This window comes from Pseudomonas saxonica, assembly GCF_007858365.1.
GTDB classification, from domain to species: Bacteria; Pseudomonadota; Gammaproteobacteria; order Pseudomonadales; family Pseudomonadaceae; genus Aquipseudomonas; species Aquipseudomonas saxonica.
Window position 1 is genome coordinate 1 of the sequence record NZ_VFIO01000020.1, and the last position, 26462, is coordinate 26462.

Annotated in this window: 28 protein-coding genes, 1 rRNA gene and 1 pseudogene; 14 read left to right on the forward strand and 16 right to left on the reverse strand. The window is 53.4% G+C overall.

Annotated features, from left to right (window positions below):
• Window positions 1-89: ribosomal RNA gene (gene rrf / locus FJD38_RS23870) — 5S ribosomal RNA — on the forward strand; the annotation flags it as partial.
• A 210-nt stretch (window positions 90-299) separates the two neighbouring features.
• On the opposite strand, the gene queD is transcribed toward rrf, so the two are convergent.
• On the reverse strand, window positions 300-656 hold the full coding sequence (gene queD, locus FJD38_RS23875) for a 6-carboxytetrahydropterin synthase QueD (RefSeq protein ID WP_122783895.1): 357 nt from the start codon (window positions 654-656) through the stop codon (window positions 300-302).
• 210 nt (window positions 657-866) lie between these two features.
• Here queD and FJD38_RS23880 point away from each other — a divergent pair, with 210 nt between their 5' ends.
• Genes FJD38_RS23880 through FJD38_RS23890 form a run of 3 tightly spaced genes read left to right on the forward strand, consistent with a single transcriptional unit; the run spans window position 867 to window position 3165 of the window.
• The gene (locus FJD38_RS23880) at window positions 867-1181 is read left to right on the forward strand and encodes a PepSY domain-containing protein (RefSeq protein WP_122783894.1); all 315 of its coding nucleotides are present in this window, start codon (window positions 867-869) and stop codon (window positions 1179-1181) included.
• Window positions 1181-1849 carry a response regulator transcription factor gene (locus FJD38_RS23885; RefSeq protein WP_146387958.1) on the forward strand — a complete coding sequence of 223 codons (669 nt, stop codon included), beginning with the start codon at window positions 1181-1183 and terminating at the stop codon, window positions 1847-1849. Before FJD38_RS23880 ends, FJD38_RS23885 begins: the two co-directional genes overlap by 1 nt.
• The gene (locus FJD38_RS23890) at window positions 1846-3165 is read left to right on the forward strand and encodes an ATP-binding protein (RefSeq protein WP_146387960.1); all 1320 of its coding nucleotides are present in this window, start codon (window positions 1846-1848) and stop codon (window positions 3163-3165) included. Before FJD38_RS23885 ends, FJD38_RS23890 begins: the two co-directional genes overlap by 4 nt.
• A 49-nt stretch (window positions 3166-3214) precedes the next feature.
• Here the strand turns inward: FJD38_RS23890 and FJD38_RS25210 are convergent, their stop codons facing one another.
• Both FJD38_RS25210 and FJD38_RS25215 read right to left on the reverse strand, forming a co-directional pair.
• The gene (locus FJD38_RS25210) at window positions 3215-3970 is read right to left on the reverse strand and encodes a methyl-accepting chemotaxis protein (RefSeq protein WP_411736500.1); all 756 of its coding nucleotides are present in this window, start codon (window positions 3968-3970) and stop codon (window positions 3215-3217) included.
• A 102-nt stretch (window positions 3971-4072) separates the two neighbouring features.
• A pseudogene (locus FJD38_RS25215) lies at window positions 4073-5362 on the reverse strand (methyl-accepting chemotaxis protein); the annotation flags it as partial.
• Between the two features lie 314 nt (window positions 5363-5676).
• Between FJD38_RS25215 and FJD38_RS23900 the strand changes: the two are divergent.
• The gene (locus tag FJD38_RS23900) at window positions 5677-6996 is read left to right on the forward strand and encodes a Na+/H+ antiporter family protein (RefSeq protein WP_122783890.1); all 1320 of its coding nucleotides are present in this window, start codon (window positions 5677-5679) and stop codon (window positions 6994-6996) included.
• Window positions 6997-7018: 22 nt separating this feature from the next.
• Here FJD38_RS23900 and FJD38_RS23905 read toward each other — a convergent pair whose 3' ends face one another.
• A complete protein-coding gene (locus FJD38_RS23905; protein WP_146387964.1) occupies window positions 7019-7879 on the reverse strand; it encodes a pirin family protein in 861 nt (286 codons plus the stop codon).
• Between the two features lie 63 nt (window positions 7880-7942).
• Window positions 7943-8359 carry an OsmC family protein gene (locus tag FJD38_RS23910; protein WP_122783888.1) on the reverse strand — a complete coding sequence of 139 codons (417 nt, stop codon included), beginning with the start codon at window positions 8357-8359 and terminating at the stop codon, window positions 7943-7945.
• Window positions 8360-8517: 158 nt separating this feature from the next.
• Between FJD38_RS23910 and FJD38_RS23915 the strand changes: the two genes are divergently transcribed.
• The gene (locus FJD38_RS23915) at window positions 8518-9501 is read left to right on the forward strand and encodes an amidohydrolase family protein (protein ID WP_146387985.1); all 984 of its coding nucleotides are present in this window, start codon (window positions 8518-8520) and stop codon (window positions 9499-9501) included.
• A gap of 66 nt (window positions 9502-9567) precedes the next feature.
• On the opposite strand, the gene fabB is transcribed toward FJD38_RS23915, so the two are convergent.
• The 3 genes from fabB to FJD38_RS23930 form a co-directional block, all read right to left on the reverse strand.
• On the reverse strand, window positions 9568-10788 hold the full coding sequence (gene fabB, locus FJD38_RS23920; RefSeq protein ID WP_122783887.1) for a beta-ketoacyl-ACP synthase I: 1221 nt from the start codon (window positions 10786-10788) through the stop codon (window positions 9568-9570).
• Between the two features lie 11 nt (window positions 10789-10799).
• A complete protein-coding gene (gene fabA / locus FJD38_RS23925; protein ID WP_122783886.1) occupies window positions 10800-11315 on the reverse strand; it encodes a 3-hydroxyacyl-[acyl-carrier-protein] dehydratase FabA in 516 nt (171 codons plus the stop codon).
• A 237-nt stretch (window positions 11316-11552) separates the two neighbouring features.
• The gene (locus FJD38_RS23930; protein WP_146387965.1) at window positions 11553-13451 is read right to left on the reverse strand and encodes an ATP-binding protein; all 1899 of its coding nucleotides are present in this window, start codon (window positions 13449-13451) and stop codon (window positions 11553-11555) included.
• 267 nt (window positions 13452-13718) lie between these two features.
• Between FJD38_RS23930 and FJD38_RS23935 the strand changes: the two genes are divergently transcribed.
• The 8 genes from FJD38_RS23935 to FJD38_RS23970 all read left to right on the forward strand — a co-directional run bounded on the left by FJD38_RS23935 (window position 13719) and on the right by FJD38_RS23970 (window position 19954).
• Complete coding sequence (locus tag FJD38_RS23935; protein WP_146387967.1) at window positions 13719-14744, forward strand: NAD(P)H-dependent glycerol-3-phosphate dehydrogenase; 1026 nt, start codon at window positions 13719-13721, stop codon at window positions 14742-14744.
• A 15-nt stretch (window positions 14745-14759) separates the two neighbouring features.
• Window positions 14760-15083, forward strand: a complete 324-nt coding sequence (locus FJD38_RS23940; RefSeq protein ID WP_122783883.1) for a DUF4389 domain-containing protein — start codon at window positions 14760-14762, stop codon at window positions 15081-15083.
• Window positions 15080-15529, forward strand: a complete 450-nt coding sequence (gene sixA, locus FJD38_RS23945; RefSeq protein ID WP_146387969.1) for a phosphohistidine phosphatase SixA — start codon at window positions 15080-15082, stop codon at window positions 15527-15529. Before FJD38_RS23940 ends, sixA begins: the two co-directional genes overlap by 4 nt.
• 116 nt (window positions 15530-15645) lie before the next feature.
• Window positions 15646-16089 carry a hotdog fold thioesterase gene (locus FJD38_RS23950; RefSeq protein WP_146387971.1) on the forward strand — a complete coding sequence of 148 codons (444 nt, stop codon included), beginning with the start codon at window positions 15646-15648 and terminating at the stop codon, window positions 16087-16089.
• Between the two features lie 109 nt (window positions 16090-16198).
• Window positions 16199-16999, forward strand: a complete 801-nt coding sequence (locus FJD38_RS23955; protein ID WP_146387973.1) for an alpha/beta fold hydrolase — start codon at window positions 16199-16201, stop codon at window positions 16997-16999.
• Window positions 17000-17011: 12 nt separating this feature from the next.
• Window positions 17012-17866, forward strand: coding sequence for an alpha/beta hydrolase (locus FJD38_RS23960; protein ID WP_146387975.1), 855 nt, complete (start codon window positions 17012-17014; stop codon window positions 17864-17866).
• A gap of 145 nt (window positions 17867-18011) precedes the next feature.
• Window positions 18012-18830, forward strand: coding sequence for a DUF4892 domain-containing protein (locus tag FJD38_RS23965; protein ID WP_122783878.1), 819 nt, complete (start codon window positions 18012-18014; stop codon window positions 18828-18830).
• A gap of 74 nt (window positions 18831-18904) precedes the next feature.
• Window positions 18905-19954 (forward strand): AI-2E family transporter, encoded by a 1050-nt coding sequence (locus FJD38_RS23970; RefSeq protein ID WP_122783877.1) that lies wholly within the window; start codon window positions 18905-18907, stop codon window positions 19952-19954.
• Between the two features lies 1 nt (window position 19955).
• Here the strand turns inward: FJD38_RS23970 and FJD38_RS23975 are convergent, their stop codons facing one another.
• From FJD38_RS23975 to FJD38_RS24010, 8 genes are all read right to left on the reverse strand, one after another.
• The gene (locus FJD38_RS23975) at window positions 19956-20426 is read right to left on the reverse strand and encodes an RNA methyltransferase (RefSeq protein WP_122783876.1); all 471 of its coding nucleotides are present in this window, start codon (window positions 20424-20426) and stop codon (window positions 19956-19958) included.
• A 103-nt stretch (window positions 20427-20529) separates the two neighbouring features.
• Window positions 20530-21927, reverse strand: a complete 1398-nt coding sequence (locus tag FJD38_RS23980; RefSeq protein ID WP_146387977.1) for an MATE family efflux transporter — start codon at window positions 21925-21927, stop codon at window positions 20530-20532.
• A 98-nt stretch (window positions 21928-22025) separates the two neighbouring features.
• Window positions 22026-22679 carry a hypothetical protein gene (locus tag FJD38_RS23985; protein ID WP_122783874.1) on the reverse strand — a complete coding sequence of 218 codons (654 nt, stop codon included), beginning with the start codon at window positions 22677-22679 and terminating at the stop codon, window positions 22026-22028.
• Between the two features lie 480 nt (window positions 22680-23159).
• Window positions 23160-23567 (reverse strand): hypothetical protein, encoded by a 408-nt coding sequence (locus FJD38_RS23990; protein ID WP_146387979.1) that lies wholly within the window; start codon window positions 23565-23567, stop codon window positions 23160-23162.
• A 66-nt stretch (window positions 23568-23633) separates the two neighbouring features.
• Window positions 23634-24041 (reverse strand): hypothetical protein, encoded by a 408-nt coding sequence (locus tag FJD38_RS23995; protein WP_146387981.1) that lies wholly within the window; start codon window positions 24039-24041, stop codon window positions 23634-23636.
• 90 nt (window positions 24042-24131) lie between these two features.
• Window positions 24132-24995 (reverse strand): tetratricopeptide repeat protein, encoded by an 864-nt coding sequence (locus tag FJD38_RS24000; RefSeq protein ID WP_167654301.1) that lies wholly within the window; start codon window positions 24993-24995, stop codon window positions 24132-24134.
• Between the two features lie 110 nt (window positions 24996-25105).
• Window positions 25106-25984 carry a tetratricopeptide repeat protein gene (locus tag FJD38_RS24005; protein WP_244302804.1) on the reverse strand — a complete coding sequence of 293 codons (879 nt, stop codon included), beginning with the start codon at window positions 25982-25984 and terminating at the stop codon, window positions 25106-25108.
• Window positions 25984-26462 (reverse strand): phospholipase D-like domain-containing protein (locus tag FJD38_RS24010; RefSeq protein ID WP_341874149.1); only part of this gene is annotated, 479 nt, incomplete at its 5' end. The genes FJD38_RS24005 and FJD38_RS24010, both read right to left, overlap by 1 nt.

Genomic DNA, 26462 nt, shown 5'->3' on the forward strand with positions numbered 1-26462 from the left:
CCTGATCCCATCCCGAACTCAGTAGTGAAACGATGCATCGCCGATGGTAGTGTGGGGTTTCCCCATGTGAGAGTAGGTCATCGTCAAGATTAAATTCCAAACCCCCTGTCTGCTCACGCAGACAGGGGGTTTGTTTTTGTGCACGAAAAAAATATTAAGCAGCTTGTTATTATCTGACTTCAGATGGTCAGGTCCGCTAAAGGGGGCTGATTCACTTGCGGTTAATCATATTTTGGCCGTTGCTCGAATCGAAAATATAAAAAAACCACCTCAAAAGGTGGTTTTTTTTATGGTGCTTCTTAATCACCGTAGTAAATACAGCCACTTGTGCAAGTTTCATGGATGCGAATTGCAGACAACTCTGGAAGCAGTGGCTTGAGTTGTTGCCAAATCCATTTTGCCAGTACTTCGCTGGTCGGATTTTCCAATCCAGGAATATCGTTTAGATAGTTATGATCAAGTCGCTCGTATAGCGGTTTGAAAATGGCTTTAATTTCCGAGAAATCACGTATCCAGCCAGTGGCAGGATCAACGTCGCCGCTTAAATGGATCGCAACCTTGAACGAATGGCCGTGCAAACGGCCGCATTTATGACCTTCTGGGACGTAAGGTAGCTTGTGCGCCGATTCGAAGGTGAATTCTTTGAAAATTTCCACAGTGTTGATTGCTCTTGAAAAGGTGGCTATCGCCTAAGGGACGAATGCAGGCCTGCAGTTTAGCAGCTAACCCCATACGTGCGGAATTCGCCCTCACGGTCACGTTGTTACCAGGCTTGTAAATTCAGTTTCATTTAAGCCTGCATCTCTATGATCAAATGTTTGCGATACTGCAAGCAGGTGATCAGGCGGAGGCCAGCGAGACAAGTGATGACAGTGAATGTGCAAGTTGGCAGGGTTGCTGCGCTGATGCTTTGTGTATTCTGCTCTTTGGCCTCTGCACGTGATTTGGGGCAGGACGAAGCCTTGCGTTTACGTCAGCAAGGCGCGATTTTGCCATTGGAGCAACTCTTGCAACAGGTTCTTCAGCGTTACCCGGGCTCAAAGCTTCTGGAGGCCGAGCTGGAGGAAAAGCACGATGTTTATGTTTATGAAGTCGAGTTGTTAACTTCGGCTGGAATTGTGCGTGAAATAAAGCTTGATGCCAGTGATGGCCGTTTGCTCAAAGATGAGGAAGATGATTAATGAGGCTGCTGTTGGTAGAGGATCATGTTCCCTTGGCTGATCAACTGATGGCGAGTCTCTCTCGCCAGGGTTACGCGGTTGATTGGTTGGCCGATGGCCGTGATGCTCTTTATCAGGGTAAAAGTGAACCTTATGATTTAATTATTCTCGATCTTGGACTGCCCGGGCTGTCAGGAATCGAGGTGCTCAAACAGTGGCGCACTGAAGGTCTGTCTATACCAGTACTCATTTTAACCGCGCGAAGTTCTTGGTCAGAGCGCATTGACGGTCTGAAAGCAGGTGCTGATGACTATGTCACCAAACCTTTTCATCCTGAAGAGCTGCAATTGCGTGTGCAGGCGTTATTGCGGCGCTCTCACGGCCAAGTGAATCAACCGCTTCTGAAATCTGCGGGCCTTCAGCTCGATGAGTCCCGTCAATGCGCAATCAATCATGGCGAAGAAGTGCAATTGACGGCTTCCGAGTTTCGCCTGCTGCGTTATTTTATGCTCCATCCTCAGCAAATTCTTTCCAAAAGTCATCTGGCAGAACACCTTTACGATGGTGAGACGGAGCGTGACTCTAACGTTCTGGAAGTCCATGTTAATCACTTGCGTCGCAAGCTCGGTCGAGCGGTAATAGAAACACGCCGTGGGCAAGGGTATATTTTTGGCGCTGGTGATCAGTGAAGTCCATTCAGCGGCGTTTGAGCCTGGGTTTAATCAGTGCGCTGTTGATTGCCGGCCTGGTGGTGGGGCAAGTCAGCATCTGGCTATTTGAAAGCGGTCTTCAGCGCTATTTGGAGTCAGGTCTGCAAAACGACAGTGAAAACCTGTTGATTGCGTTGAGCCGAACGCCTCAAGGCTTGCAGTTGGATGAGCGTCGAATATCACCTGCCTATCAACGGCCTTTTTCAGGCCATTACTTCAGTATTGCCTTCGGTGATACACATTGGCGTTCCCGCTCGTTGTGGGATGCTCAGTTACCTCAACCCAGCCATCCGGGATTGGATCGAGCGCTGGAGCCTGGGCCGGACGGTCAGATGCTGCTTGTTTTAAACAGCATTTATCAGCGCTTTGGTCAAACAGTCTCCATCACAGTGGCTCAGGACTACACACCCATTCGAGAAAGCTTCCAGCAAGTTCAGCGGGTGGGTTTAAGCATTTGGGTGGTTGCCCTGATCGTGATCTTGCTGCTTCAAAGGTTGACGGTGCGAACGGCGTTACGGCCATTGGAAACTGCCCGAAAACAGATTGTCCAATTACAGGCGGGGCAGCGTTCGCAGCTTGATGAACAGGTTCCTCAGGAGCTTGAGCCGTTGGTGACGCAGATAAATCACTTGTTGATCCACACTGAAGACAACTTGAAACGCTCGCGTAATGCCATTGGCAATTTAGGGCACGCATTAAAGACGCCATTGGCTGTGTTGTTCAGTCTGGCGAAGGACCCGCGTCTTGCTGCTTACCCCCAGATCCAGAGCACCCTGAGCGAGCAGCTTGAATACATACAACAACGCATGAGCCGCGAGCTGAATCGTGCTCGCCTGGCGGGTGATGCGCTTCCAGGCGCTCATTTTGAGGCGGATGTTGAACTGCCCGGCTTGATGGCCACACTTGGCATGATTTACGGCGAGCATCTCGATCTGAAATTTAATGTCCCTTCAGGTCTTCACATGCCATGGGATCGTGAGGACATGCTCGAATTGCTCGGTAATTTATTGGATAACGCCTGCAAATGGGCAGACGCTCAGGTTGAGCTAAGAATCGTCCAGAGAGAAAACGAGTTTGAAATTGAGGTACAGGACGATGGCCCAGGCATTCCTGAATCAGAGCGAGACCAGGTGTTCAGTCGAGGAACTCGGCTAGACGAGCAAACCGATGGTCATGGTTTGGGGTTGGGCATTGTGAGGGATGTCGTAGAAGCTTGGGGAGGGCAGATGCAGCTGTCTACGGGGGCATTGGGCGGGTTGTCAGTGTTGATCAAGTTGCAGATGCGCCCCCGATAAGGGTGACGGGTCATACAAGACCAGTCACCGTTTACGCTGATCGTATTGCTTAGACGCGAAATTGATCCATCAAAGTCTGCTGTTGATTCGCCAGAGTGTTCAGAGACTGGCTGACCCGTGCAGATTCGTTGGCCTGCTCGGACAAAGACTCCGTAACATCACGGATAGTGGCCACATTGCTATTGATCTCTTCGGCCACTGCACTTTGTTCTTCCGCGGCGCTGGCAATCTGCAGGTTCATGTCCGTAATGACCGTGACGGCTTGACCGATCTGTTGCAGAGCCGTTACCGCCTGACTCACTTGCTCAACGCTGCCCTGGGCTTGGCGATGGCTGTTGCTCATTGAGCTGACGACTTCCTGAGTGCCTACTTGCAACTGTTCGATCACTTGCCGAGTTTCTTCGACCGACTCTTGTGTTCGGCGGGCCAGGTTGCGAACTTCGTCAGCTACTACCGCGAAACCTCGGCCAGCCTCACCTGCACGCGCTGCTTCAATGGCCGCATTCAATGCCAGTAAATTGGTCTGCTCGGCAATGGCACGAATGACTTCCAGTACCGAACCAATTTTTTCACTATTAGCCGCCAGCCCTTCAACTTGAGTCATGGCCACGTTCATGTCTGCAGCCAGAACATCAATGCTCGATGTGGTTCGATCAATGATGGTCAGCCCTTGACGCGTTGCTTCGTCTGCATCCCGCGCAGCTTGTGCGGCTTGGGCTGCGCTGCGGGCAACATCTTGTGCTGTGGCACTCATTTCATGGGATGCAGTGGCAGCCTGATCAACCTGACGGTACTGCTGCTCCATCCCTGCGCTGGTCTGGGTAGCGATGGCTGCTGACTGATCAGCCGTGTTGCGAGCATCCTGCACTGAACGCTTAACCTCAGCAATAATGGGTTGTAACTTGTCGAGGAAGCGGTTGAACCAGCCGGCCAATTGGCCCAATTCGTCCTTTTTGTCATAAGCCAGACGTCGTGTCAGGTCGCCTTCACCGCTGGCAATGTCTTCCAACATATTCGCAACGCCCAGAATCGGACGTGTGACACTGCGAGCCATCAGCCATATCAGTAGCAAGCCGATGACCGCAGCAAGCGATCCCAAACTTAGTTCAATCAGTGCGCCATCGCGATTTCGTGTTTCTAGTTCGACTTGCAACGCTTGGGCGGGGCCAACCAGCACTTTTTCAGGCACGTCCAGCAATACGCCCCATGGCTTGCTGCCGGGAATAGGTTTAAACGGTGTCAGTATTTTAAGGCGTTCATGCGCATGCAGGCTTTGCGGCTGATCGCCAGTGGCCATCAACTTTATCAGTTGTGCACCATCCTCGACGTCTACTTGATCAAGGCGCTGTGCCAGTTTGCTCGCATCCTTGCTGAACCCGGCCACTATGCCTGCCGAACTGACAATACTGACATTGGTTTGCCCGTCATACAGCTTTTGACTCGCCAGTTTGCTAATGGCTTGCAGGCTATTGAGGTTGATATCAACCGAAAGCGAAGCGATCAGCTTGCCATTGACCAGCAGTGGAAAAACGATGCTGGTCATCAACACGTTCTGACCATCGATCTCGTAAAAATAAGGCTCGATAATGCACGGTTTCAGTGTCTCTCGAGGGCAAGTGAACCACGAGTTATTAGCTTGCCCGCTAGGGCCGGTGCTGGTGTCTGCCAGATCGGCTTCCGGCAAGGCCATCGATGTCAGGGTGCCGGGCGTTGGCTGCGACCAATAGAGAGAAAAGCGGCCTTTATCATTGCTGCCTAGCTCTTTTTGATGGTCAAACAACGCATCCTTGCTATCCAGTGCGTTGGCTTCAAACACCAGGGACAAGCCAAGCAAATCAGGGTTGGCTTGTAATGCCGCCTTTACCTGACGGGTCAGGTCTTCACGCAGGTCAAATGCATCCAGAAAACGCTTTTCCGATTGCTCACGCAAAAACAGGACCTGGCGTGCGAAACCATTGCCGTATTGATAGGCATCCATAAACTGACGGCTGATTGCCAGCGCCTGAGCTTCACCTTGGGCTTCAATGCGTGCCTTGGCCGCCTCATTGAGCATCTGTGTGCTCGAAGCCTCTACAAGCTGTGTGGTGTAATCCATGCGATAAAGCGAAAGTCCTACCAGCAGAGCTACGATACTGAGGAGGCAAAGACCGGAGAGGAGGGAGATTTTCCACTGGATGGAAAGCTGTCGGACCGACATGGAGACATCCTAAATAGAGGCTTTGACTGTTAGCGGCCGCCAGCGGTTTTTCTTTACTGCAATCTCTGCTTTTAAGCGTCTGCATTCATCGCTGATAAAATCCTTAAACTTCCGGGATTCTGGGGTTAGGACTCCTTGGCGAACATGCGGTGGAGGCCTTCAGGCTTCACTTTGACAAGGCGTCCATGCTGCTGCAAAGTGTGCGCCCTCAAATAAGTCCTTCCTTCAGATCCGGCGACTGAAACAGCAGTCTTGCGTCCGGAGTTTCCCGCTTTACGGTGTTTTATCGTGGTGCGCTCTATGAGGTTGTAAAGATGAATGCAGTAATTGCAGCGGTTGGCATCATGCTTGTGCTCAGCCTGTCCCGTGTGCATGTGGTGATCGCTCTGATCGTGGGGGCAGTCGTTGGCGGCCTCGTGGGCGGCTTAGGCATTGAGGCAACCCTCAATGCGTTCAATAGCGGGCTTGGCGGTGGGGCTCAAGTCGCTTTGTCTTACGCCATGCTGGGAGCTTTCGCGGTCGCTATCGCTAAATCAGGTCTGGCTCATGCCTTGGCCGATAAAGCCCTGCTCATGGTCAACAAGCAGCACGCTACCGGTGGTAACCGGATCAAATGGCTTTTGATCGGCTTATTGCTGGTGGTTGCGATTTGCTCGCAGAACATCCTGCCGATACATATCGCATTTATTCCTTTGCTGGTTCCGCCTCTACTGTACGTGTTGACCAAATTAAAAATTGACCGACGCTTGATCGCCTGCGTGATGACGTTTGGTTTGATCACGCCTTATATGTTTTTACCCGTAGGCTTTGGCAACATCTTCCTCAATCAGATTTTGCTCGCGAACGTGCGCAATAGTGGTGTGGATGTCAGTCAGGTCAATGTCACCCACGCGATGGCCATTCCTGCGCTTGGCATGTTGTTTGGCTTGTTGGTAGCGGTGTTTATCAGCTATCGCAAAAAACGCGAGTATGACCTGGTCAAGATTGAGCAGGTCGAGCAGGTCGCGGTCAGGTACAACCCGCTGACACTGATTGTGGCTGGGGTTGCTATTGCCTCCGCATTTATCATCCAGCTGTGGCTGGGTTCTATGATCATCGGTGCTCTGGCGGGTTTTTTGATTTTCTCGGCTTCAGGAATTGTGCGGTGGCGTGAGACTGACGACCTGTTCACTGAAGGTATGAAAATGATGGCCATGATTGGTTTTATCATGATCGCGGCCTCAGGTTTTGCCGAGGTAATGAAGGCGACGGGTGAAGTTAAGTCTTTGGTAGAGACTTCCGCCGGCTGGATGAATCACAACAAGGGAATTGGCGCACTGTTGATGTTGCTGGTCGGGCTTCTGGTGACCATGGGCATTGGTTCATCGTTTTCGACTGTGCCCATTCTGGCGGCGATTTTTGTGCCCTTGTGCGTGCAGTTGGGGTTTAGCCCGATGGCCATTGTTTGTATCGTCGGTACGGCAGGTGCCTTGGGTGACGCGGGTTCACCTGCGTCAGACTCTACCTTGGGGCCGACCTCCGGCCTGAACATTGACGGCCAGCATCACCATATCTGGGACACCGTCGTGCCTACATTCCTGCATTACAACTTGCCGCTACTGGCCTTTGGCTGGGTGGCGGCAATGGTTTTGTAAACAAACGAACTGCAGCAAGCTTTCATGGCAGCTCTATCCGACCGTTCTCACCAGGTACGGTCGGCCAATCTCCGGCCGTCCAGCGCGCTCTGGCCTGATCTATCAGCGCCGGATTACTGGCCACAAAATTCCAGTTCATGCGCCTCGGGCCGTCCAGCGCAGCGCCTCCAATCAATACCAGATGGCAATCACTCTCTGCGAATAATGTAACTTCCTTCGCAGAGGGCAGTAGCACCAGGCAGTGGGGCTCGATAGCTTGGTCGTCCAGTAGAACATCACCTTCCAGTACATAGAGCGCTTGCTCAGCATGTTCCGTCGGGATGAGGAGCGTGGTGGCTGTCTGCATATGCACCTCGGCGTACAGAGTAGGCGAGAGCACGGGTACAGGTGAAATCAGACCAAACCCGGTGCCTGCGATCAGACGAATCTGGACCCCTGAGCGGTCACTGACGGGCAAACTGTCGGCAGTGTGATGGCTGTAGAGCCCCGGGCCTTGTTCATCTTTTTTGGGGGAGGCCAGCCATACTTGCAATCCATGTAAGGTTGAACCTTGAGCCCTCAATGCGCAGGGTGTTCGTTCAATGTGGGCAATCGCGGCACCTGCCGTCATCCAGCTGACTTCGCCAGGGTTGACGAGCTGGTCCGAACCCAAGCTGTCCTTGTGTTGGAGTTGCCCTTCAAATAAATAGGTCAGGGTCGACAGGCCGATATGTGGATGCTGCCGAATATTCATCCCTTGGCCAGGCCAATAGTGTGTTTGAAGCATATGATCGAAAAATACGAAAGGCCCAACGCTGCGGCATTTGGCTGAGGGCAGGGGGCGTAGGATCGGTTGGCCTTCGACTTCTTCAGCTCGGGGGCGAATCACGGTCAAGGAATCCATCGTGCATTTCCGGCAGAGGGGGGCGTTGAGCATAACCCAACGCCTTACGACCCTGTTTCTGGATTACTGACTGAAAGCACCCTCAGACAGATGAGTCTCAATGGTAATTTCGGCGGTGGTCATCAGTTTATGCACTGGACACTTGTCAGCCACTCTGTGCAGCTCTTCGCGTTGAGCATCGGTCAAAACGCCTTTAAGTGTCAGTTTGACATGCAGCGCGTATTTGCCCTGCTGCTCCTCACTGGCGTCGTGTTTGACTTCCACCGTGACCCCGGTCAGCGGAATGTCCTTCTTTTGCGCATAGAGCTTGACCGTCAGTGCTTTGCACGCGCCCAGAGCGGCATCGAAATAATCATGGGGAGAGGGGGCCGAGCTTTCGCCGCCCATTGTTTTGGGCAAATCAGTGAACACTTCGTGCTCGTCAATCTTGATGCTGTGGCGAAAGCTGTCGTGAGACACGGTATTTACGGTAACAGTCATGGCAAACCTCACAGTGGCAGAGATAAAGGTCCTGATCTTTATAGAGCATGTTGCGCGTTGTGCGTTCCCTTTGATCGCTTGCTGAACCTGTAAGCCTCGCCGCAGGTCTACAGTGACTACGGGAGAGGAGAGTTAAGGTGCGATTGAAACACTCTGTGCTGGCTTTGGGGCTGTTGACTGCAAGTGCATGGGTTCAAGCCAGGGACTATGCCTACAGTGATGCCCACCTTCACTACGTCGACTTCTTCCAGGAAACCGAGGGCATGAGTACGTTACTTAAGGCCATGGCCAAAAATCGCATTGATCATGTGATGATTTCCGGTATTCCGGTCGCCAAAAAATGGCACGAGGACGAGCCCAAGCGTCCACGTTATTACGCCGGCGACGATGCTGATGCCTATTGGTATAGCGCAACGGATGTTTGGGTTGCGACGGCAGTCAGGCAGTTGACTGCTGAGCAGCGGGAGCATTTTCATCCGTTTCTGTCAGGGTTTAATCCAAATGACAAAAACTCGGCGGCTCACATACAGCGCATGCTCGATCTGGATCCTGGGTTGTGGCAGGGCATCGGTGAAGTCTTCACGCGCCATGACGACCTGACGGCCCTTATTTCCGGTGATACTCCGCGCGCTAACAATGAAGCGCTGAGCAAGGTCTACGCACTGGCCGCGAAGTATGATTTACCCGTTTTAGTGCATTCCAACATTACGTCCAAGCGAGAGCGCAATCCGCTGTATCTGGCCGAGATTGAGGAGCCGCTGACCTTGCATCCTGATACCCGATTCATTTGGGCACATGCCGGCACCAGCGCCGAAATTCATCGGCACCAGACGCAAATGCCGTTTTTGCTGCCCGAGCTGACACGTCTATTGGCTAAATACCCAAACCTGTATATAGACCTTTCCTGGAGCATGCTCACTCCGTATCTGCTGGATGAAAACGGTAAGGCCAGGCCTGAATGGGTCACGCTGGTAAAGCGCTTCCCGGACCGATTTATGCTGGGGTCAGATGTGGTGGGCCGCTTTGACAAACTGGGTGTGGAATTAAAGAGTTTTAATCCCTTTCTCGATGCTTTGCCTGAAAGCGTCGCACATAAAGTAGCCAAGGATAATTTCGTGTCCGTGCTGCCAAAGCAGCGCTAACCGGTTTTTTACAGACCAAAAAAAGCCCCGAACAGTCGGGGCTTTTTCATGTCGCGAGCGGACGGCTTATTGGCCAGTCCAGCGCTTCAGTACCAGAGTGGCGTTAGTCCCGCCGAAACCGAAGCTGTTGCTCATCACATTGTTCAACGTGACGTCTTCGCGAGTTTTGGTCAGGATCGGCATATCGGCAACGACCGGATCCAGTTCTTCGATGTTGGCAGAGCCGGCAATGAAGTTGCCTTCCATCATCAGCAAGCAGTAGATCGCTTCGTGAACGCCTGCGGCGCCCAGGGAGTGACCCGACAGGCTTTTGGTCGAGCTGATGGCAGGCGCTTTGTCGCCAAACACCGCACGAACACCTTCCATTTCCTTGGCGTCGCCTACCGGAGTAGAGGTGCCATGAGTATTGAGGTAGTCGATCGGGCCATCAACAGTGGCCATTGCCATCTGCATGCAGCGGATAGCGCCTTCGCCGCTTGGGGCCACCATGTCATAGCCGTCGGACGTTGCGCCGTAGCCAACGATCTCAGCGTAGATTTTGGCGCCGCGAGCCAGAGCGTGTTCCAGTTCTTCAACGACAACCATGCCGCCGCCACCGGCAATAACAAAACCGTCACGGTTTTTGTCATAAGCACGGGATGCTTTTTCAGGCGTGTCGTTATATTGAGTGGACAGGGCGCCCATGGCGTCGAACAGGAACGATTGGCTCCAATGTTCTTCTTCGCCACCGCCGGCAAAAACGATGTCTTGTTTGCCTAGCTGGATTTGTTCAACTGCGGTGCCGATGCAGTGAGCACTGGTAGCGCAGGCAGAAGAGATCGAGTAGTTCACGCCCTTGATCTTGAAGGGCGTGGCCAGGCAAGCGGACACGGTGCTGCCCATGGTCCGCGTTACGCGGTACGGGCCAACACGCTTGACGCCTTTTTCACGCAGGATGTCCAACGCTTCCATCTGGTTCAAGGTTGATGCGCCGCCGGAACCGGCGATCAGGCCGGTACGCGGGTTGGAGACTTGCTCCTCGGTCAGACCCGAATCAGTAATGGCGTCTTTCATGGCCAGGTAAGCGTAAGCCGCTGCGTGGCCGACGAAGCGATAAATCTTGCGATCGATCAGCTCTTCGAGAGGCAGGTCAATGGAGCCGGAAACCTGGCTACGCAGACCCATTTCAGCATATTCCGGGTTGAATCGGATGCCAGGTCGACTTGCACGCAGGTTAGCGGAGACGGTCTCTTTGTCATTGCCCAAGCACGAAACAATGCCCAGACCAGTGATAACGACACGACGCATGCGGATAACCCTTAGAAGTTTTCAGTGGAAGTAAAAACGCCGACTCGAAGGCCTTCGGCGGTATAGATCTCGCGACCATCTACGCTCACCGAACCATCGGCAATGGCCAGGTTCAGCTTGCCGCGCAGAACGCGTTTGATATGAATGTTGTAGGTGATCTTTTTGGCGGTTGGCAACACTTGGCCGAAGAACTTCACTTCGCCTGAACCCAGTGCGCGACCGCGGCCCGGCAAACCTTGCCAGCCGAGGAAAAAGCCAACCAGCTGCCACATGGCATCAAGGCCCAGGCAGCCCGGCATGACTGGATCGCCTTCAAAGTGGCAAGCAAAGAACCACAGGTCTGGATTGATATCCAGCTCGGCGACCAATTCACCTTTGCCGTACTTGCCACCCTCGTCACTGATATGGGTGATGCGATCAACCATCAGCATGTTAGGGGCGGGCAGTTGCGCGTTACCCGGGCCAAAAAGTTCGCCGCGGCTACAGCGCAGCAGATCTTCCCGAGTAAAGGCGTTTTGTTTGGTCATGCGAGCTCCTCAATAATCCCATGCGGCAGGTGGGGCAATTCTTCCCGACCAACTGAAACGTGCATGTTTCAGTTCGCCAGCCTACACATAGACTATTGCGTTGTAGTGAAAGTCACAGCGTCAAGGACAAGAATGTACACTTGTTCACTGAAAATTTAAATCAGGCCGGTTCAGGGGCCCATCAGGGTGCCTAAGACTGCCGCACTTTTGTATTTAACGCCAGTAATTAGCCATAAATCACTGGACCCAGCGTTGCAGAATTTGTTCAAGATCAGCCCGTTTGAACGGCTTGGCGAGGTAATCGTTCATTCCGGCTTCCAGGCAGGCTTCTCTATCCCCCTGTAAAGCGTTGGCCGTCAGGGCGATGATAGGAACAGTGGCGCAGCCCGGTAATTGGCGAATTTGCCGGGTTGCTTCATACCCGTCAATGATCGGCAGCCGGCAATCCATCAAAATAGCGGCGTAGCGCTCTGTGTTCGCGCAATGAATGGCCTGGGCGCCGTCACTGACCACGCACACCTCGTAGCCCAGCCCGACCAGTACAGCCTCAATGACGGTTTGATTGACCCGATTATCTTCGACCAGCAAGATGGTGCGGCCCGCCATTTGCCTTGCCTGGGCCGTTAAATCGGGCCGGTTGGTCAATGGTGCAGAGTGGTGAAGCTCCAGCGGAATTTCCAGCGTGAACACGGAGCCTTGAGCTTTTTCACTCTTGGCATGCAGAGTGCCACCCATGCGCTCTGCCAGCGTACGAGCGATGGGCAGCCCCAGTCCGGTCCCGCCATAGCGACGTGAAATGGAACTGTCCGCCTGCTGGAATGCGTTAAACATCGACTCGAGCTTGTCGGTACTGATGCCGATACCGCTGTCGCGCACCGTACAGCTAAACCAGATCAGCTCATGGTCCAACGGCTGCCAGTGCGGTTCGATGCTGATCTGACCCTGCTCGGTAAACTTCAACGCATTGCCGATCAGATTGACCAGGATTTGCCGAATACGGGTGGGGTCACCCAGAACGTGCAGGTCGTGCAAGCCCTCGGGAAGGGTTAACTGCAACTGCAAACCGCGTTGCCCGGCTGTGTGCTGGAATGCTTGAGCACAGTTGCTGACCAGTTCTGCGAGATTAAACGGAATGTTTTCGAGCTCAAGTGCCGAACGCTCGATTCTCGAGAAATCGAGGATGTCGTTGATGACTTTTAGCAGGTGTTCGGTTGATTCCGAGGCCAGGGCAGCGTACTCGGCCTGCTCCTCGGTCATTTCAGTGGTTTCCATTAATTGAAGCATCCCAAGTACGCCATTCATTGGGGTGCGTAATTCGTGGCTCATCATTGCCAGAAAGTCAGTTTTCGCGCTGTTGGCTCGTTCGGCTTCTTCGCGTGCCTGAATCAATTGAGAAATAGCGGATTGTTGTTCGCGACTGGCTTTGGCCAGGCCGTCGGCCAAATTGTTGATATGTTGGGCCAAGCTGCCTAACTCGCCGTCATCGACCACGGGCAAGGGTGTTTTGTAGTCTCCTCGCTGGATGGCATTGACGGCGTTGCTCATGGCCATGATGGGGCGGGACAGATTGGAGGCCAGACGGCGTGCGAGTAAATAGGTAAAGCCAAGGGCAAAAAGGGCCAGAATCACGGCCTTCAGCAGAATCTCCTGCTGACGCTTGCTGAATGCCTGGTTGGACATGCCCACCCGTACCTTGCCCAAGTAATCCTCGTCCGGCGCCGAAGCCTGCCGGTTGCTCAATACAAAAGCGTTACCCGCGGCGTTTCTTTGCAAACGAACCGGGGCCTGAAAGACTTCTGTCGGTGCGGCTTGCTCCTGAGGTAACAGGGGTTGCTCAGCATGGACCAGTACATTGTTGTTACGGTCCTGTACCTGCACAAATTGCACATGCGGTGTGTTGAGCGAGGCTTTTACCAAGGTATCCAGTACTTGTGCGTTACCGGTGATTACCCCGTATTCCGTTGCAGGCGCCAACTGGTTGGCTATCAATTGGCCGGTATGATTCATCTCTTGGCGCAAGTCCTGAATGCGCACAAAAGTAAAAAAACTGATCAACAGCAACGTCAGTAGAAGCGCCGGCCCGAGGCTCATCATTTGTGTACGGGTGTGAATGTCCCAACGGCGGCGACTGATCATTTACACAACGCCCCGTCAGTCTTGCGCATGGCCCCGGATGTATTGCCCATGTGTTCGCTCATCCTTGACGATGAAGTCAGCTAATTTCGTGGGCAGGACGGCTGCCTCACTCTGTTAAGTTGCTGGCAGCATGGTAACTGAGCTGACTCACTTTTCCAGCCAAAACCCTTCATTTACAGTATCTGAAACGTTCAAACTCTCGCCTTGCAGGATGTGCTCCGTATAATGCGGCCATTGCCAACGGCTAGATAGATGACGGGACTACAGATGACTGAACAGCGCTCTATTGCGGTCTTGGGAGGCGGAAGCTTTGGCACCGCCGTGGCCAACTTGCTGGCAGAAAATGGCCATCGCGTACGTCAATGGATGCGCGATCCTGCACAGGCCGAAGCCATCCGGCTTAATCGAGAAAACCCCCGTTACCTTAAAGGCATCAAAATTCATCCTGGGGTTGAGCCGGTTACAGACCTGCAAGCGACACTCGATGAATGTGATCTGTGTTTTGTGGCGTTGCCTTCCAGTGCCTTGCGCAATGTGCTGGCCGAGCATGCCGGGCGCTTGAGCGGAAAAATGCTGATCAGTCTGACCAAAGGGATTGAAGCACACAGTTTTAAACTGATGAGTGAAATTCTCGAGGAAATAGCCCCGCAAGCCCGAATCGGCGTTTTGTCCGGGCCTAATCTGGCGCGTGAGGTGGCGGAACACGCACTGACAGCAACCGTGGTGGCCAGTGCTGACGAAGCGCTGTGCACGTGTGTTCAGTCGGCACTGCATGGCCGTACTTTCCGGGTATACGCCAGTGCTGACCGATTTGGTGTGGAGTTGGGCGGGGCGTTAAAAAACGTTTACGCGATTATGGCCGGTATGGCCGTGGCGCTGGGTATGGGTGAAAACACCAAAAGCATGCTGATTACCCGCGCGCTGGCAGAAATGACCCGATTTGCGGTCAGCCAGGGGGCCAATCCGATGACTTTCCTGGGGCTGGCCGGTGTCGGTGATTTGATAGTGACCTGTTCATCCCCCAAAAGTCGTAATTATCAAGTGGGTTTTGCCTTGGGGCAGGGCTTGAGTCTTGAAGAAGCTGTCACGCGTTTGGGTGAAGTCGCTGAGGGTGTCAATACGCTCAAGGTGCTCAAGGTGAAAGCGCAGGAATTGAATGTTTACATGCCACTGGTTGCCGGCTTGCACGCAGTCCTTTTTGAAGGCCGCACACTTGCGCAAGTCATCGAGTTACTGATGCGCGCAGAGCCCAAGACCGATGTCGACTTTATCTCTCCGAGTGGTTTTAACTAAGCGAAGGAGCAGCACATGAATGATTCCAAAATTGCCCCGAAGTACGAGCCCATTGTTTTGCGTGTGCTGTGGATGCTGGTCTTCCTTTTGGTCTGGCAAGTCGCACAGTTGGTGCTTGGCGGGCTGGTGCTGGGGCAACTGATATTCCGTCTGGTCTACGGTGCTCCCAATGGCGGGCTGATGAGCTTTGGCGACAGCCTGAGCCAGTACCTTGCGCAAATAGGCCGTTTTGGCAGTTTTCACACTGAGCAAAAACCTTGGCCGTTCGCTGATTGGCCGACTGCGCGTGCGCCAGAAGGCGAGGCACCTTATGTGGCCAGCACCGAGAGCAAGCCATGAAACTGTGGGTATTACGTCATGGAGAAGCTGAGCCATACGCCCGACGAGATGCTGAGCGCGAACTGACTATCCGGGGGCGTGAACAGGTGCGGCGCAGTGCGGCTCAACTCGTGGGCAAGCCACTGGATCGCATCTGGGTCAGTCCCTATGTGCGGGCGCAGCAAACCGCCGCGCTGGTGTGTGAAGTGCTGGGGTTTACGGGGGAGGTGCAAACCGTGCCGTGGCTGACCCCGGACAGCGAACCCAAATATGCCGCCAGCCGACTCCCTGATGATGGGCATGTACTTTTGGTGAGTCATCAGCCTTTCGTGGGCGATCTGATCAGCCTGCTTCAGTTCGGTCATTTACGTCAGCCACAGCCCATGCAAACAGCCAGCCTTGCAGAACTTGAAGGTGAGTGGCCCTTGGCAGGCAGCATGACATTGCGGGGAGTGGTTAATCCCTGACATTCCCTCAAGGAGCCAAAGACAGGTTCCAGTACGGGGTGGTTGCATAAAGGGCGGGGAGTGAAACATAGTTCAGGTCATGCCGCCCCTAGCACTCTCTGACCAAGGAATGCCCTATGAGTATGTGGACACGCCCGCCCGATCTGGCACACCTCAACGCGATGCGTAAAAACACCATTTGCGACGTGCTCGATATCACGTTTGATGCGTACGACGATGAGTCAATCACGGCCAGCATGGTGGTTGACCATCGCACTCATCAGCCTTTCGGCTTGCTGCATGGTGGCGCGTCCGTGGTTCTGGCTGAAACCTTGGGTTCGATGGCCAGTTATCTGTGTATCGATTCCCAGAAGTTTTATTGCGTGGGACTTGAGGTCAACGCCAACCATCTACGCGGTGTGCGCAGCGGTCGGGTCAGTGCTGTTGCTCGGCCGATCCATATGGGCCGCACGACCCATGTGTGGGACATTCGCCTGACAGATGAGAGCGGCAAACTCAACTGCATCTCCCGATTGACCATAGCGGTAGTGCCGTTGGGTGATGCGCCGCCAGCGCGGTGATAATGGTCATGTCGTGGCCGGAGTGGCGTCACTCATGGCGTATCTATAAGTTGTTATAAAGAAATTTCCTACAGACAATAAGGCGTACTCCTACATATGGACGCCTTGTATGTCTCGGCAGGTTTTTTTCGCCCACGCCAACGGCTTTCCATCGGCCACCTACGCTAAATTGTTCGATGCCCTCGCTCCGGACTATGCCGTCACTCATTTACCGGTGCATGGGCATGATCCACGCTTTCCCGTAGACAACAATTGGCACAACCTGGTGGATGAGCTGATTTTTCATCTGCAACAGCAAAGCGGTCCAGTATTGGGTGTAGGCCATTCACTGGGCGGGATGCTGCACCTACACGCGGCTTTGCGCTGTCCGCATTTGTACAAAGGTGTGGTCATGCTGGACTCACCGGTTCTGACCTTGATGGATCAGTGGGTGATTCGCGCTGCCAAGCGATTTGGTTTTATCGACCGTTTGACTCCAGCCGGTCGTACCTTGGGGCGTCGTGAGGAGTTTTCCGATCACGCGGCGGCCAGGGACTACTTTGCCAGCAAGTCGCTGTTTCGCAGTTTCGACCCCGATTGTTTTGAGGCGTATCTGGTGCATGGCCTGCACCCGGTTGCAGATCGCTTGCGCTTGCGCTTTGACCCTGCAACAGAAATTAACATCTACCGGGGGGTTCCTCACACCAGTCCCGGCAGAGCGCGCTCCCTGCAAGTGCCCTTGACGGTGGTAAGCGGTCGAGACAGCCGTGTGGTCATGCGGCATCATGCCAAGGCCGTAGCGCGCATGCCCAACGGCGAGTCAATGAGTGTGCCCGGCGGGCATATGTTCCCGCTGGAGCAACCCCATGCCACTGCGGCCTTGCTAAAAGACATTTTTGCCCGCTGGGCGCTTCGCCATTCTGGACATTAAAGAGCCTATTGCATGAGTTTTGTGGTTGAAGAAATTCGCTTGAGCCTGCCGCATATCGAGCTTGCTGCGCATATTTTTGGCCCCGAAGACGGGTTGCCCGTCATCGCCCTGCATGGCTGGCTGGACAACGCCAACAGCTTTGCGCGGTTGGCGCCCAAGCTTGAGGGGCTACGTATCGTCGCACTGGACTTCACCGGGCATGGTCATTCCGATCACCGGCCCTGCGGAGCAGGCTATACCCTGGCGGACTACGCCTTTGATGTATTGCGTGTGGCAGAGCAACTGGGCTGGAAGCGTTTTGCTCTCTTGGGGCACTCTCTGGGGGCGATTGTGTCTGTCGTCATTGCTGGCGCATTCCCCGAGCGCATCACGCATTTGGCACTGATTGACGGCATTTTGCTGCGTAGCGGCCCTGCAGAGGATGCAGCCCAGCAAATTGGCAAAGCACTGCAGGCGCAGCTTAACCTCAACAATAAGCACAAATCGGTGCACCCAACACTGGAGCGGGCGATTGAAGCGCGAATGAAAGGCATGGTCGCGGTCAGTCGAGAAGCGGCAGAGCTTTTGGCCTTGCGTGGGCTGATGCCCGTCCCCGGCGGCTATAGCTGGCGTAGCGACAGTCGCCTGACCTTGCCATCGCCTGTACGCATGACAGACGAACAGGCCATGTCATTTGTTCTGCGAGTGGCGTGCCCGACGACATTGATCGTAGCTGAACAGGGCATGCTGATTGATCATCCCGAGTTGCTGGATCGTCTACCCTTCACCCTTGAACGGTTAGCCGGGGGGCACCATTTGCACCTGAATGACGAGGCGGGCGCCATCCTTGTTGCAGACTGTTTCAATCGGTTCTTCGCTGCTCCTTGACTTGCGGCAACCAACTGCCGAGGCTTGGCGGGTTGAAATGGGAGACAACCATGATAGATCTCTATACCGCTGCGACCTCGAAAGGCCATCCGGTCTCTATCGCATGGATGCACAATGACACGCCACCACTGCGTGGCATGCGCCGATGAAACATTCTGCCCGCCTCATCCTGACGCTGGGTTTGGCCTGTTCAAGTCCTCTACTGTGGGCCGCTGATGTTCCCGGCAGCCTTGACTTGCCGGGTATACCGCGCCTGGCCGACGCACAAATCGTTGATTACACCGTTCGCCCTGATGTTGAGCGTATCTACCCGATGGGCTCAATTCGTAAAATCAGTGGTCGATTGCGCTTTGAAGCACAACTCAACACCCGCGGTCAGACCACCGCAGTAACTTACGAATTGCCTGCTGAACACAGTGCAACCGAAGCGTTCACCGCTGCGCGTGAAGCCCTGCAAGCACAAGGTGCCGAATTGCTGTTCTGGTGCCAGGCACGGGATTGTGGTGAAAGCAGCCTGTGGGCAAATGAGGTGTTCGGTAACTCAAAACTGACGGGTTCAGATGAGCAGCAAACCTATTTGTTGTTGCGTCGGGCTGCCCCCGAGCAGAACCAATTGATTGCCTTGTATGGCATCGATCGGGGCAACCGCAAAGCCTATCTGCATGTCGAACAAATGCAGGCGAGCACCGACCTCGGTGAGTTGTTGCCTACCTCGGCCACCTTGCAACGTCAGTTGAAAAGCACGGGCGAGCTGGACTTTCCTAAACTCACAGGTGAGCCAGATGCGCAGTGGCTGACCTTGATTTCACGCGCATTGAACCTTGATACCACCGCTAGAGTCAGTTTGACTGGCAGCCAAGCCTCTGCATGGCGCGATGCACTGATCAACAAAGGTGTACGGGCCGCTCGTATGGAGTTGGGCAACAGTCAGGCCAAAGGCTTGCATATCGAGTTACTGCGCTAGTCATACCGCTACGACGGCTGCACTTGGCGTAGCCGTCGCTTCTTATTTCACGTTGTATTTTCTGCGGAACACACATGGTCAATAACGATCGCCTGCTGGTGCAGATTCTGCTTCTGGTGTTGTTTGGTGCCAGTCTGTGGGTGATGGCACCGTTTTGGTCGGCTTTGTTCTGGGGCGCGGTGCTGGCGTTTGCCAGTTGGCCGTTGATGCGTTTGCTGACACGCGCCCTTGGGGGGCGAGAGTCAATGGCGGCGGGTATCCTGACGTTAGGCTGGATGCTACTGGTTGCGGGGCCCCTGGTGTGGTTGGGGTTGAACCTGGCCGACCACGTGCGCGATGCCACTACCTTTGTGAAGGACGTTCAGCTCGAAGGTCTGCCTGAAGCGCCAACATGGCTGGCCGGTATTCCTTTGATTGGCGAACGTCTGGTGGGCATGTGGGACACCATCGACGAGCAGGGCGCAGCCTTGTTGGTGACCATCAAACCTTATCTGGGGCAGGTGGGTAATTGGTTGCTGGCACGCAGTGCACAGATTGGTGGTGGCATTCTGGAGCTGACGCTCAGTATTGTTTTTGTCTTCTTCTTCTACCGTGACGGCCCACGTCTGGCCGCTTTTGTTCACGGGCTGCTCGAGCGCCTGATCGGCGAGCGCGCTGATTACTATCAGGAATTGGTGGCGGGAACGGTCCAGCGTGTCGTGAATGGTGTCATCGGTACGGCTGCTGCCCAGGCCTTGCTGGCGCTGATCGGCTTTCTGATTGCCGGCGTGCCGGGGGCTCTGGTGTTGGGGCTGGCCACCTTTTTGCTGAGCTTGATTCCCATGGGGCCGCCGCTGATCTGGATTCCAGCCACGGCATGGCTGGCCTGGAAAGGCGACTACGGGATGGCAATCTTCCTGGGTATTTGGGGCACGCTGATCATTAGCGGTGTCGACAACGTACTCAAGCCTTACCTGATCAGTCGAGGCGGTAACTTGCCTTTGGTCATTGTCTTGCTGGGAGTATTCGGCGGTTTGATCGCGTTTGGCTTTATTGGCCTGTTTATCGGCCCGACCTTACTGGCCATCGCCTATAGCCTGCTGGTGGACTGGAGCGCCAGCCAGCAGAATAAAGACAAGGTGTAACTTAGCCGAATTTGGGGCCGGAGCGGGTGTTGTTACCCTTGGCCAATCGGTCGTAAAGCACCACATTGACCGTGGCTGCGAGATTCATGCAGCCATTGGTCGGGATATAAATAACGTCTTCGCACCACTCCAGCACGTCTTTGCCCAGAGACCCGTCTTCCGGACCGAAAATATAAATTGCCCGATCCGGGTGAGTGTACTCAGGCAGTGAGCGCGCTCCTTCAACCATTTCGACCGCGACCGGAATGCACCCCAGAGGAATGATCTTTTTAAGGTCATCAATGCCGATCAGGGGAATATCCTGATGGACTTTCTTTGTATCGGTGATGAAATCCCGGGCGCGTTCATAGCGCTTGCCTGTGTAAAACACGGACGCCACGTTATAGCAGCCAGCCGCGCGCATCACCGAACCGACGTTTTCCGGTGATTTGGGGTTGTATAAACCAATGCAGCTGTACCTTTTGTTTGCCACGTGCCGTTGCCCTTCATAAAAAAGACGGGAGTATAACGGCACAGCGTCGACAGTCGTCCCGATTCAGATCAAATAGGCACACAGTACGTCGTGAAAATACGGATCAAGCGGCCCTAATCCGTTTTTTTGCCGTGCGCATTAGGCGTAGGCCCAGCATCAGCGCAGCGCAGGTCAGGCCCACAATCAGCCCTTGCCAAAGACCACTTGGACCATGGGCCTGGCCAAGCCAGTCAGTCAACCCCAGTGCGTAACCGACCGGCAAGCCAATGCCCCAATAGGCAAACAGCGTCAGGATCATGGTCACGCGGGTATCCTGATAACCGCGTAGCGCGCCGGCGGCGGTCACTTGAATGACATCGGAGAACTGATACAGCGCAGCAAACATCAACAGCATGCTCGCCACTTCAATCACCTTTGGGTCGGCCGTGTACACCGTCGCAATTTGGCCGCGTAACAACACAATCAGGCTCGCAGAAATGCACGCCCATACTAGCGCCGTGCCCATGCCTGCACCGGCGACAAAGCGCGCCTCTCTAGGCTGCCCGCGGCCCAAAGCCTGGCCTACGCGCACGGTGATTGCCATGCCTAGCGAATACGGAATCATAAACACAAGCGAGCTGAAGTTGAGCGCAATCTGATGGCCCGCCACAACGGTAGCGCCCAAGCTACCGATCAGCAGCGCAATCACGGCAAAAATGCTGGATTCGGCAAAAACCGCGATGCCGATGGGCAGACCTACATTGAGCAAACGCTTGATAACTGCCCATTGTGGCCATTCAAAGCGGCTGTACACCTCACTCGATTGATAAATCGTTCCGCGAAAAGTCCACACCACCATGCCCAGCGCCATAAACCACATGACAATGGCCGTCGCCCATCCGCAGCCCACGCCACCCATGGCCGGTACGCCAAAATGTCCGTAAATGAAGATGTAGTTGAGCGGGATGTTCAGGGCTAGCCCACAGAGGCCGAGTACCATGCTTGGCCGGGTTTTGCCCAGGCCATCACTGAAGTTACGCAACACGCAATAGAGGCCTACGGCTGGCATACCGCTGGCAATGCCGTGTAAATAGCCCATGCACGGCTCAATCAAGTCAGGGGCGACGTTCATCACATGCAGCAGCGGCTCTGCGCCGATCAACACAAAGGCTGCGCACAGCCCGGTCATCACCGCCAGCCAGAGGGCCTGACGCACGATGGGTCCAATATCACTGTGAGTGTCAGCGCCGAAGCGCTGAGCGACTTTTGGCGTAGTCGCGAGCAAGATGCCTGACATCAACAGAAACACCGGCACCCAGATTGAGTTGCCCAATGCTACGGCAGCCAGATCGCGAGGCCCGACACGGCCCGCCATAACGGCATCGACAAAACCCATCGCGGTGGTGGCGACTTGGGAAACGATGATTGGCAACGCCAGCGCCAATAGCGCGCGCACCTCGGTTGTAACCCGGATCACCCGGTTGGCGCCCTTGGAAGGCAGGTTATGTGTTACAGAATTCACAAGCGAGTATCCACAGTATTTAACGCACAAAACCGACAATTCTACGCCTGCCTGGACGGTCGGCAAGTCTTGAGTTCAGGGGGTGAATACTCCTGTGCTTAAGGCGCAAGCCCATAGCGCAAGCGGGCCTTGGATTTAGGATTGGTGATACGCGCAATGATGGCGCACTGGGGGCACCAGTGGTTGCTGCGAATCGTCGCCAGCGCAGCCCTCCAAAAATGGCCCCGATGGCAGACCCACTCCAGGGGCGTCGAATTATTGGTGTAAGCGGTCGACAAACATTGACCTCCTCTTTTTCTTGCATCGGCTTGCGCCGTCTCAAGGGTCAGGCGCTTTTTATCGTTTGCGCAAAGAGGGCACCAGCCGCCACGTACTACACGCTTGCCCAATGCTTGCCACTCATGGCCTTGTTTGCAACGGAAGCCATAACGCTCACCCACGCCTCGGTAGGCACCTTGACTCAAGCATTCGCCGCCGTGGCTGGCGGCTATGGCGTGCAGTCGTTCGAGGCCATTGGGCATCAGGTATTGTTCGCTTCTTTGCAACCAGGAACACCGCTTGCACCAACTGCCGCGCAACACCTCATGACCTTGAGCGTTCCACTCGTGGCCCTTGGCGCAACGAAAAGGGTAAAAGTGAGCACTGTTTTCATACACGTGGGCCAAACATTCGCCACCGCGGGCGGCAGCGGCCTGGCGAATCTTGTCCATTCCGTCTTGCAGACGCAGGCGATGGCTGTGGGCACGACGCATGCATAAGGGGCAGGCAGGAGATTTGGCAACGTGACGCCCCCTGCGTTGCCATTGGTGCCCACAGCTGCATTTGAACGAATACAGCGCTTGCTCTCCCTCCCATCGAGTCGACAGGCACGTTGCCCCGACCGACTGTGCAGCCAGATGTACTGCCTGCAAGCGCGCTTCCCCGGCACACTGTTTGCAACCCGTCACATTAGCCCGCAGCAGAGCAGACGGGGGCGTAGAAATCACATGGCCCTGCTTGCAGTTAAAACAATGCGCCACGTGCCAGCCGCGCCACGTCGTTTCGGGGCTGGAATAACCCAATCGGTCAACTACCTGACGCAAACGTTGGGAATGGTCTAAAACAGCATGTAATGGATTTAAGTCGTTCATAGTGTTTATTGTTTTTGGTTATTTACGTTATACACACGGCATGTAGTACGGCTGCACATGTGAGCGGGAAGTCGCATGTAAAAGCACCCGTGGTCGGGATGTTTACAGGGTGGAGGAGGGCTTGATTCTGAAGAAATCGTATAAAACCAATACGCAGATGTTTATGCCAAATGAAAGGGTGAATAAAAACGCAAACAGGCGGGCCATGCCCTTGTAAAGAGTGGCTAAGGGCACACCAAAAATGATGATGGTCACGTTATGGAAATAGAATTCCACTGTGTAGACTGCGGCAAAAATACAGCCCAGCAATAAAGAAATCCCCGCTGTCGAGCCCCAGTTGTTTCTAAGGGATACGAAATATTTTCGCTCGTGGCGAAATAAAAGTACCGGAATAAGTATCGTGCAGGCCGCGATTAATGCCGTGTCAGTGATCTTACCGGACGGGAAGAAATAATTGGCTGCGATCACCAGTGCAGTGTAAAGAATCAAAAACAGAGTCTTGGTAGGCATCAGTGTCGCTCTCTTTTTTATTAGGGTGGCGATGGAGGATAAAATTGACGGATGTGTAATGGGTTATCAATTCCTGTTGTTGCGTAGCGCCCTAATAAAGTCATAGGCAAAGAAAACACAGGCTGTTGCGACAACAGAGGTGCATAGCCAGATGGCGACCAGTTTTCCTATCTGTAAGTCATCGGTTGCATGAGGTGACCCCGTAATGCTGACGGCAAGAATGTAAACAAAGGCTTTGGCTGTGAAGAGGGCGGTGATCACCACACCCATAAAAACAGAACATCCCAGTGTGGATACCCAGTTTTCGCTGATTGGCCTGAGGTTTTTTTGATGTCGTCCAGCTATTAGCATTGGAATGAGTGCCGCAATAGCTGCGCAAAACGCCATGCCCATCATTGAGGGTAATGGAGTAAACACAATGATTATTATGCTCATGGCCAAATGCAGAATGTAAAACAGGAAGTTGGTTTTCATAGGCTTTCGCAAGGGAAATAATGGATTGTTGCGTCTGGGTAGACGTTCTAGTGTTTAAGTGCGCGTTTAGGGCCGCTATTGCTCAGGCTTTCAGCCTGGTCTGTCTGCGTCATAACCTTGGGTTGGATGGGGCGGGAGTGGGTGGTCTTTCATTAGGGTGGGGAAGCGTATGTCGGGGTCTGATTTCAATTCTGCTCTTAACCTTGTGTATAACTTTGATAGTGCTTCATCAGGGTTGTACCACATTGCGTTGTGCCGAAGACTTGTACTCTCGAATACATTTATCATTTGAAGTGCTGATAAACTATGCCCTTGCGATAGAGCTATTTGGTAGTGGCTTAAGGCAATGGGAAAGTTTTTTTTATTTATTTCGTAATAGATGCCTAGCTCGAAATTTGCATCCCCGTATCCTTGCTCGGCAGCGCAGCGGAGGTACTGCAGACCTAGCTCTTTATTTCCCCCTACATAAATATACAATTTCCCAAGTTCGGTGAGCGCTTCTGGATTGCCCATATTTGCCGCTTTGTTTAGGAATGCTAGGCCGTCCGTTGCTGGATTTTTAACCCCTGCCTTATTGCCGATTATCGCTCCCATATTGTAATAACCTTGCGGTATCTTTAGGTCAATCATGCGTTGATAAAGGTCGATGGTTTTTTGGATGTCTGTTTCAACACCTCCGGGCCAGCCAGTTCTATAGAGGGCGGCCAAGTTATGCATGGCTTTCCAGTGATCTCGCTCTACGGCTTTGCTATACAACTCAACGATGCGATCCCATGGTCGCAAAGTGTCCGGCTTTGCCAGTAGTGCGGCTTCTTGATACCAAGCCTCCGCTAAAGGGTCGAGTGAAGGTAAATAGTCCTTTTCTTGAGTGCATACAAAAGGGCGTAATTCTGCCATTACAGGAATGCCTGTAATTAGAAGCAAGAAAAGCATAAAGACACTGAATAGTTGCATGACTATTCCTTTAGGTGACTGCAGTATCTTGTGTGCTGCATGGTTATATCCTTTTTTCTATTTTTAGCGTTGTTCAACTCGACTACTCTGTGGGTCAGCTTGCAAAGGATCTATAGATCTGGCTTCCAGTTCGGTCTGTCTGCGTCATAACCTTGTGTTGGATGGGGCGGGAGAGGGTAGTCTTTCATTAAAGTGGGAAAGCGTAAGTCGGAATTAATTAGGAGTTGCTGATAGAGGTTGTTATATATCGTGTACAGTTGCTCGCTGGGTTTATACCACATAGCGTTATGAGGTGAAGTCTTTGCATTAAAGACTCGTCGCATAATACGTCCTGAGGTGTTGTGGCCTTGTGAAAGAGCAATTTGGTAGTGTTTTAGTGCTTTAGGGAAGTTTGGTTTAATTAGTTCGTGGTAGGTAGCGAGCTCGTAGTTGGCTTGGCCATATCCTTGATCGGCAGCACATTGTGTGAGCTGTAACCCTAATGGTTTATTTTTTCCTATATATATGTATAGTTTTCCAAGCTCTGTAAGTGCAGCCGGATTACCCATTCTTGCGGCCTTGTCCAGAAATGTAAGACCATCTATTGCTGGGTTTTTAACACCGGCTTTGTTTCCAATGATTGCCCCCATATTGTAAAAACCTTGGGGGATATTCAGATCTATCATGCGCTGGTAGAGGTCGATGGTTTTTTGTATGTCTTTCTCAACACCTCCTGGCCACCCCGTGCGATAGAGGGCCGCCAAGTTATGCATGGCTTTCCAGTGATCGCGCTCTATTGCTTTGCTGTATAGCTCAACTATGTGTTCCCAAGGCCGTAAAGTGTCGGGTTTTGCAAGAAGTACGGCTTCTTGGTACCAGGCATCTGCCACGGGGTCGAGTATGGGTAGGAAGTCTTTTTCTTGTACGCAAACATAAGGTTTAGGTTCGGCCATGGTAGAGACTCCGTAACTTAAAAGCGCAGTTAAAATAATTCGATTAAATAGGCGCATTAATCTACCGTAAAAAGGGGACTGTAAGGAGTTGAGATGTCCCAGAAGCGCTGTAGGTGTGTATTTAATGGAAGTTCGCTTGTCCGTAACTTCCAGTTTTTATCCATCTCATCATTCCATAAGTCGTAATTGTCAAGGGCTGATGTGTCAACCTCACCCGCATGCATCCCCCACAACTTCTCCCTTAAAGACTTCGCCAACACCGGATGAGGATGAGCAATCCCCAGTTCCGAGTCGCTGTGCATACTGCGGATATTGATATTGGCGGAGCTGAGCAAGGTATAAACGTCATCCACCAACAGCAGTTTTGAATGCACGTAGATGTTTTTATATCGAGCTTTAGTTACTGGCGCGTTGAGCTGGGCTTCAGTCTCGGCCGACATGGGCAGAGGCGGTGCACTTCCCGGAGCCGGGTCGCTGGTGGCGAGGGTCGCAATGATGATTTTCAGGCCGGGGATTTCCCTGAGTTCGTACGGCT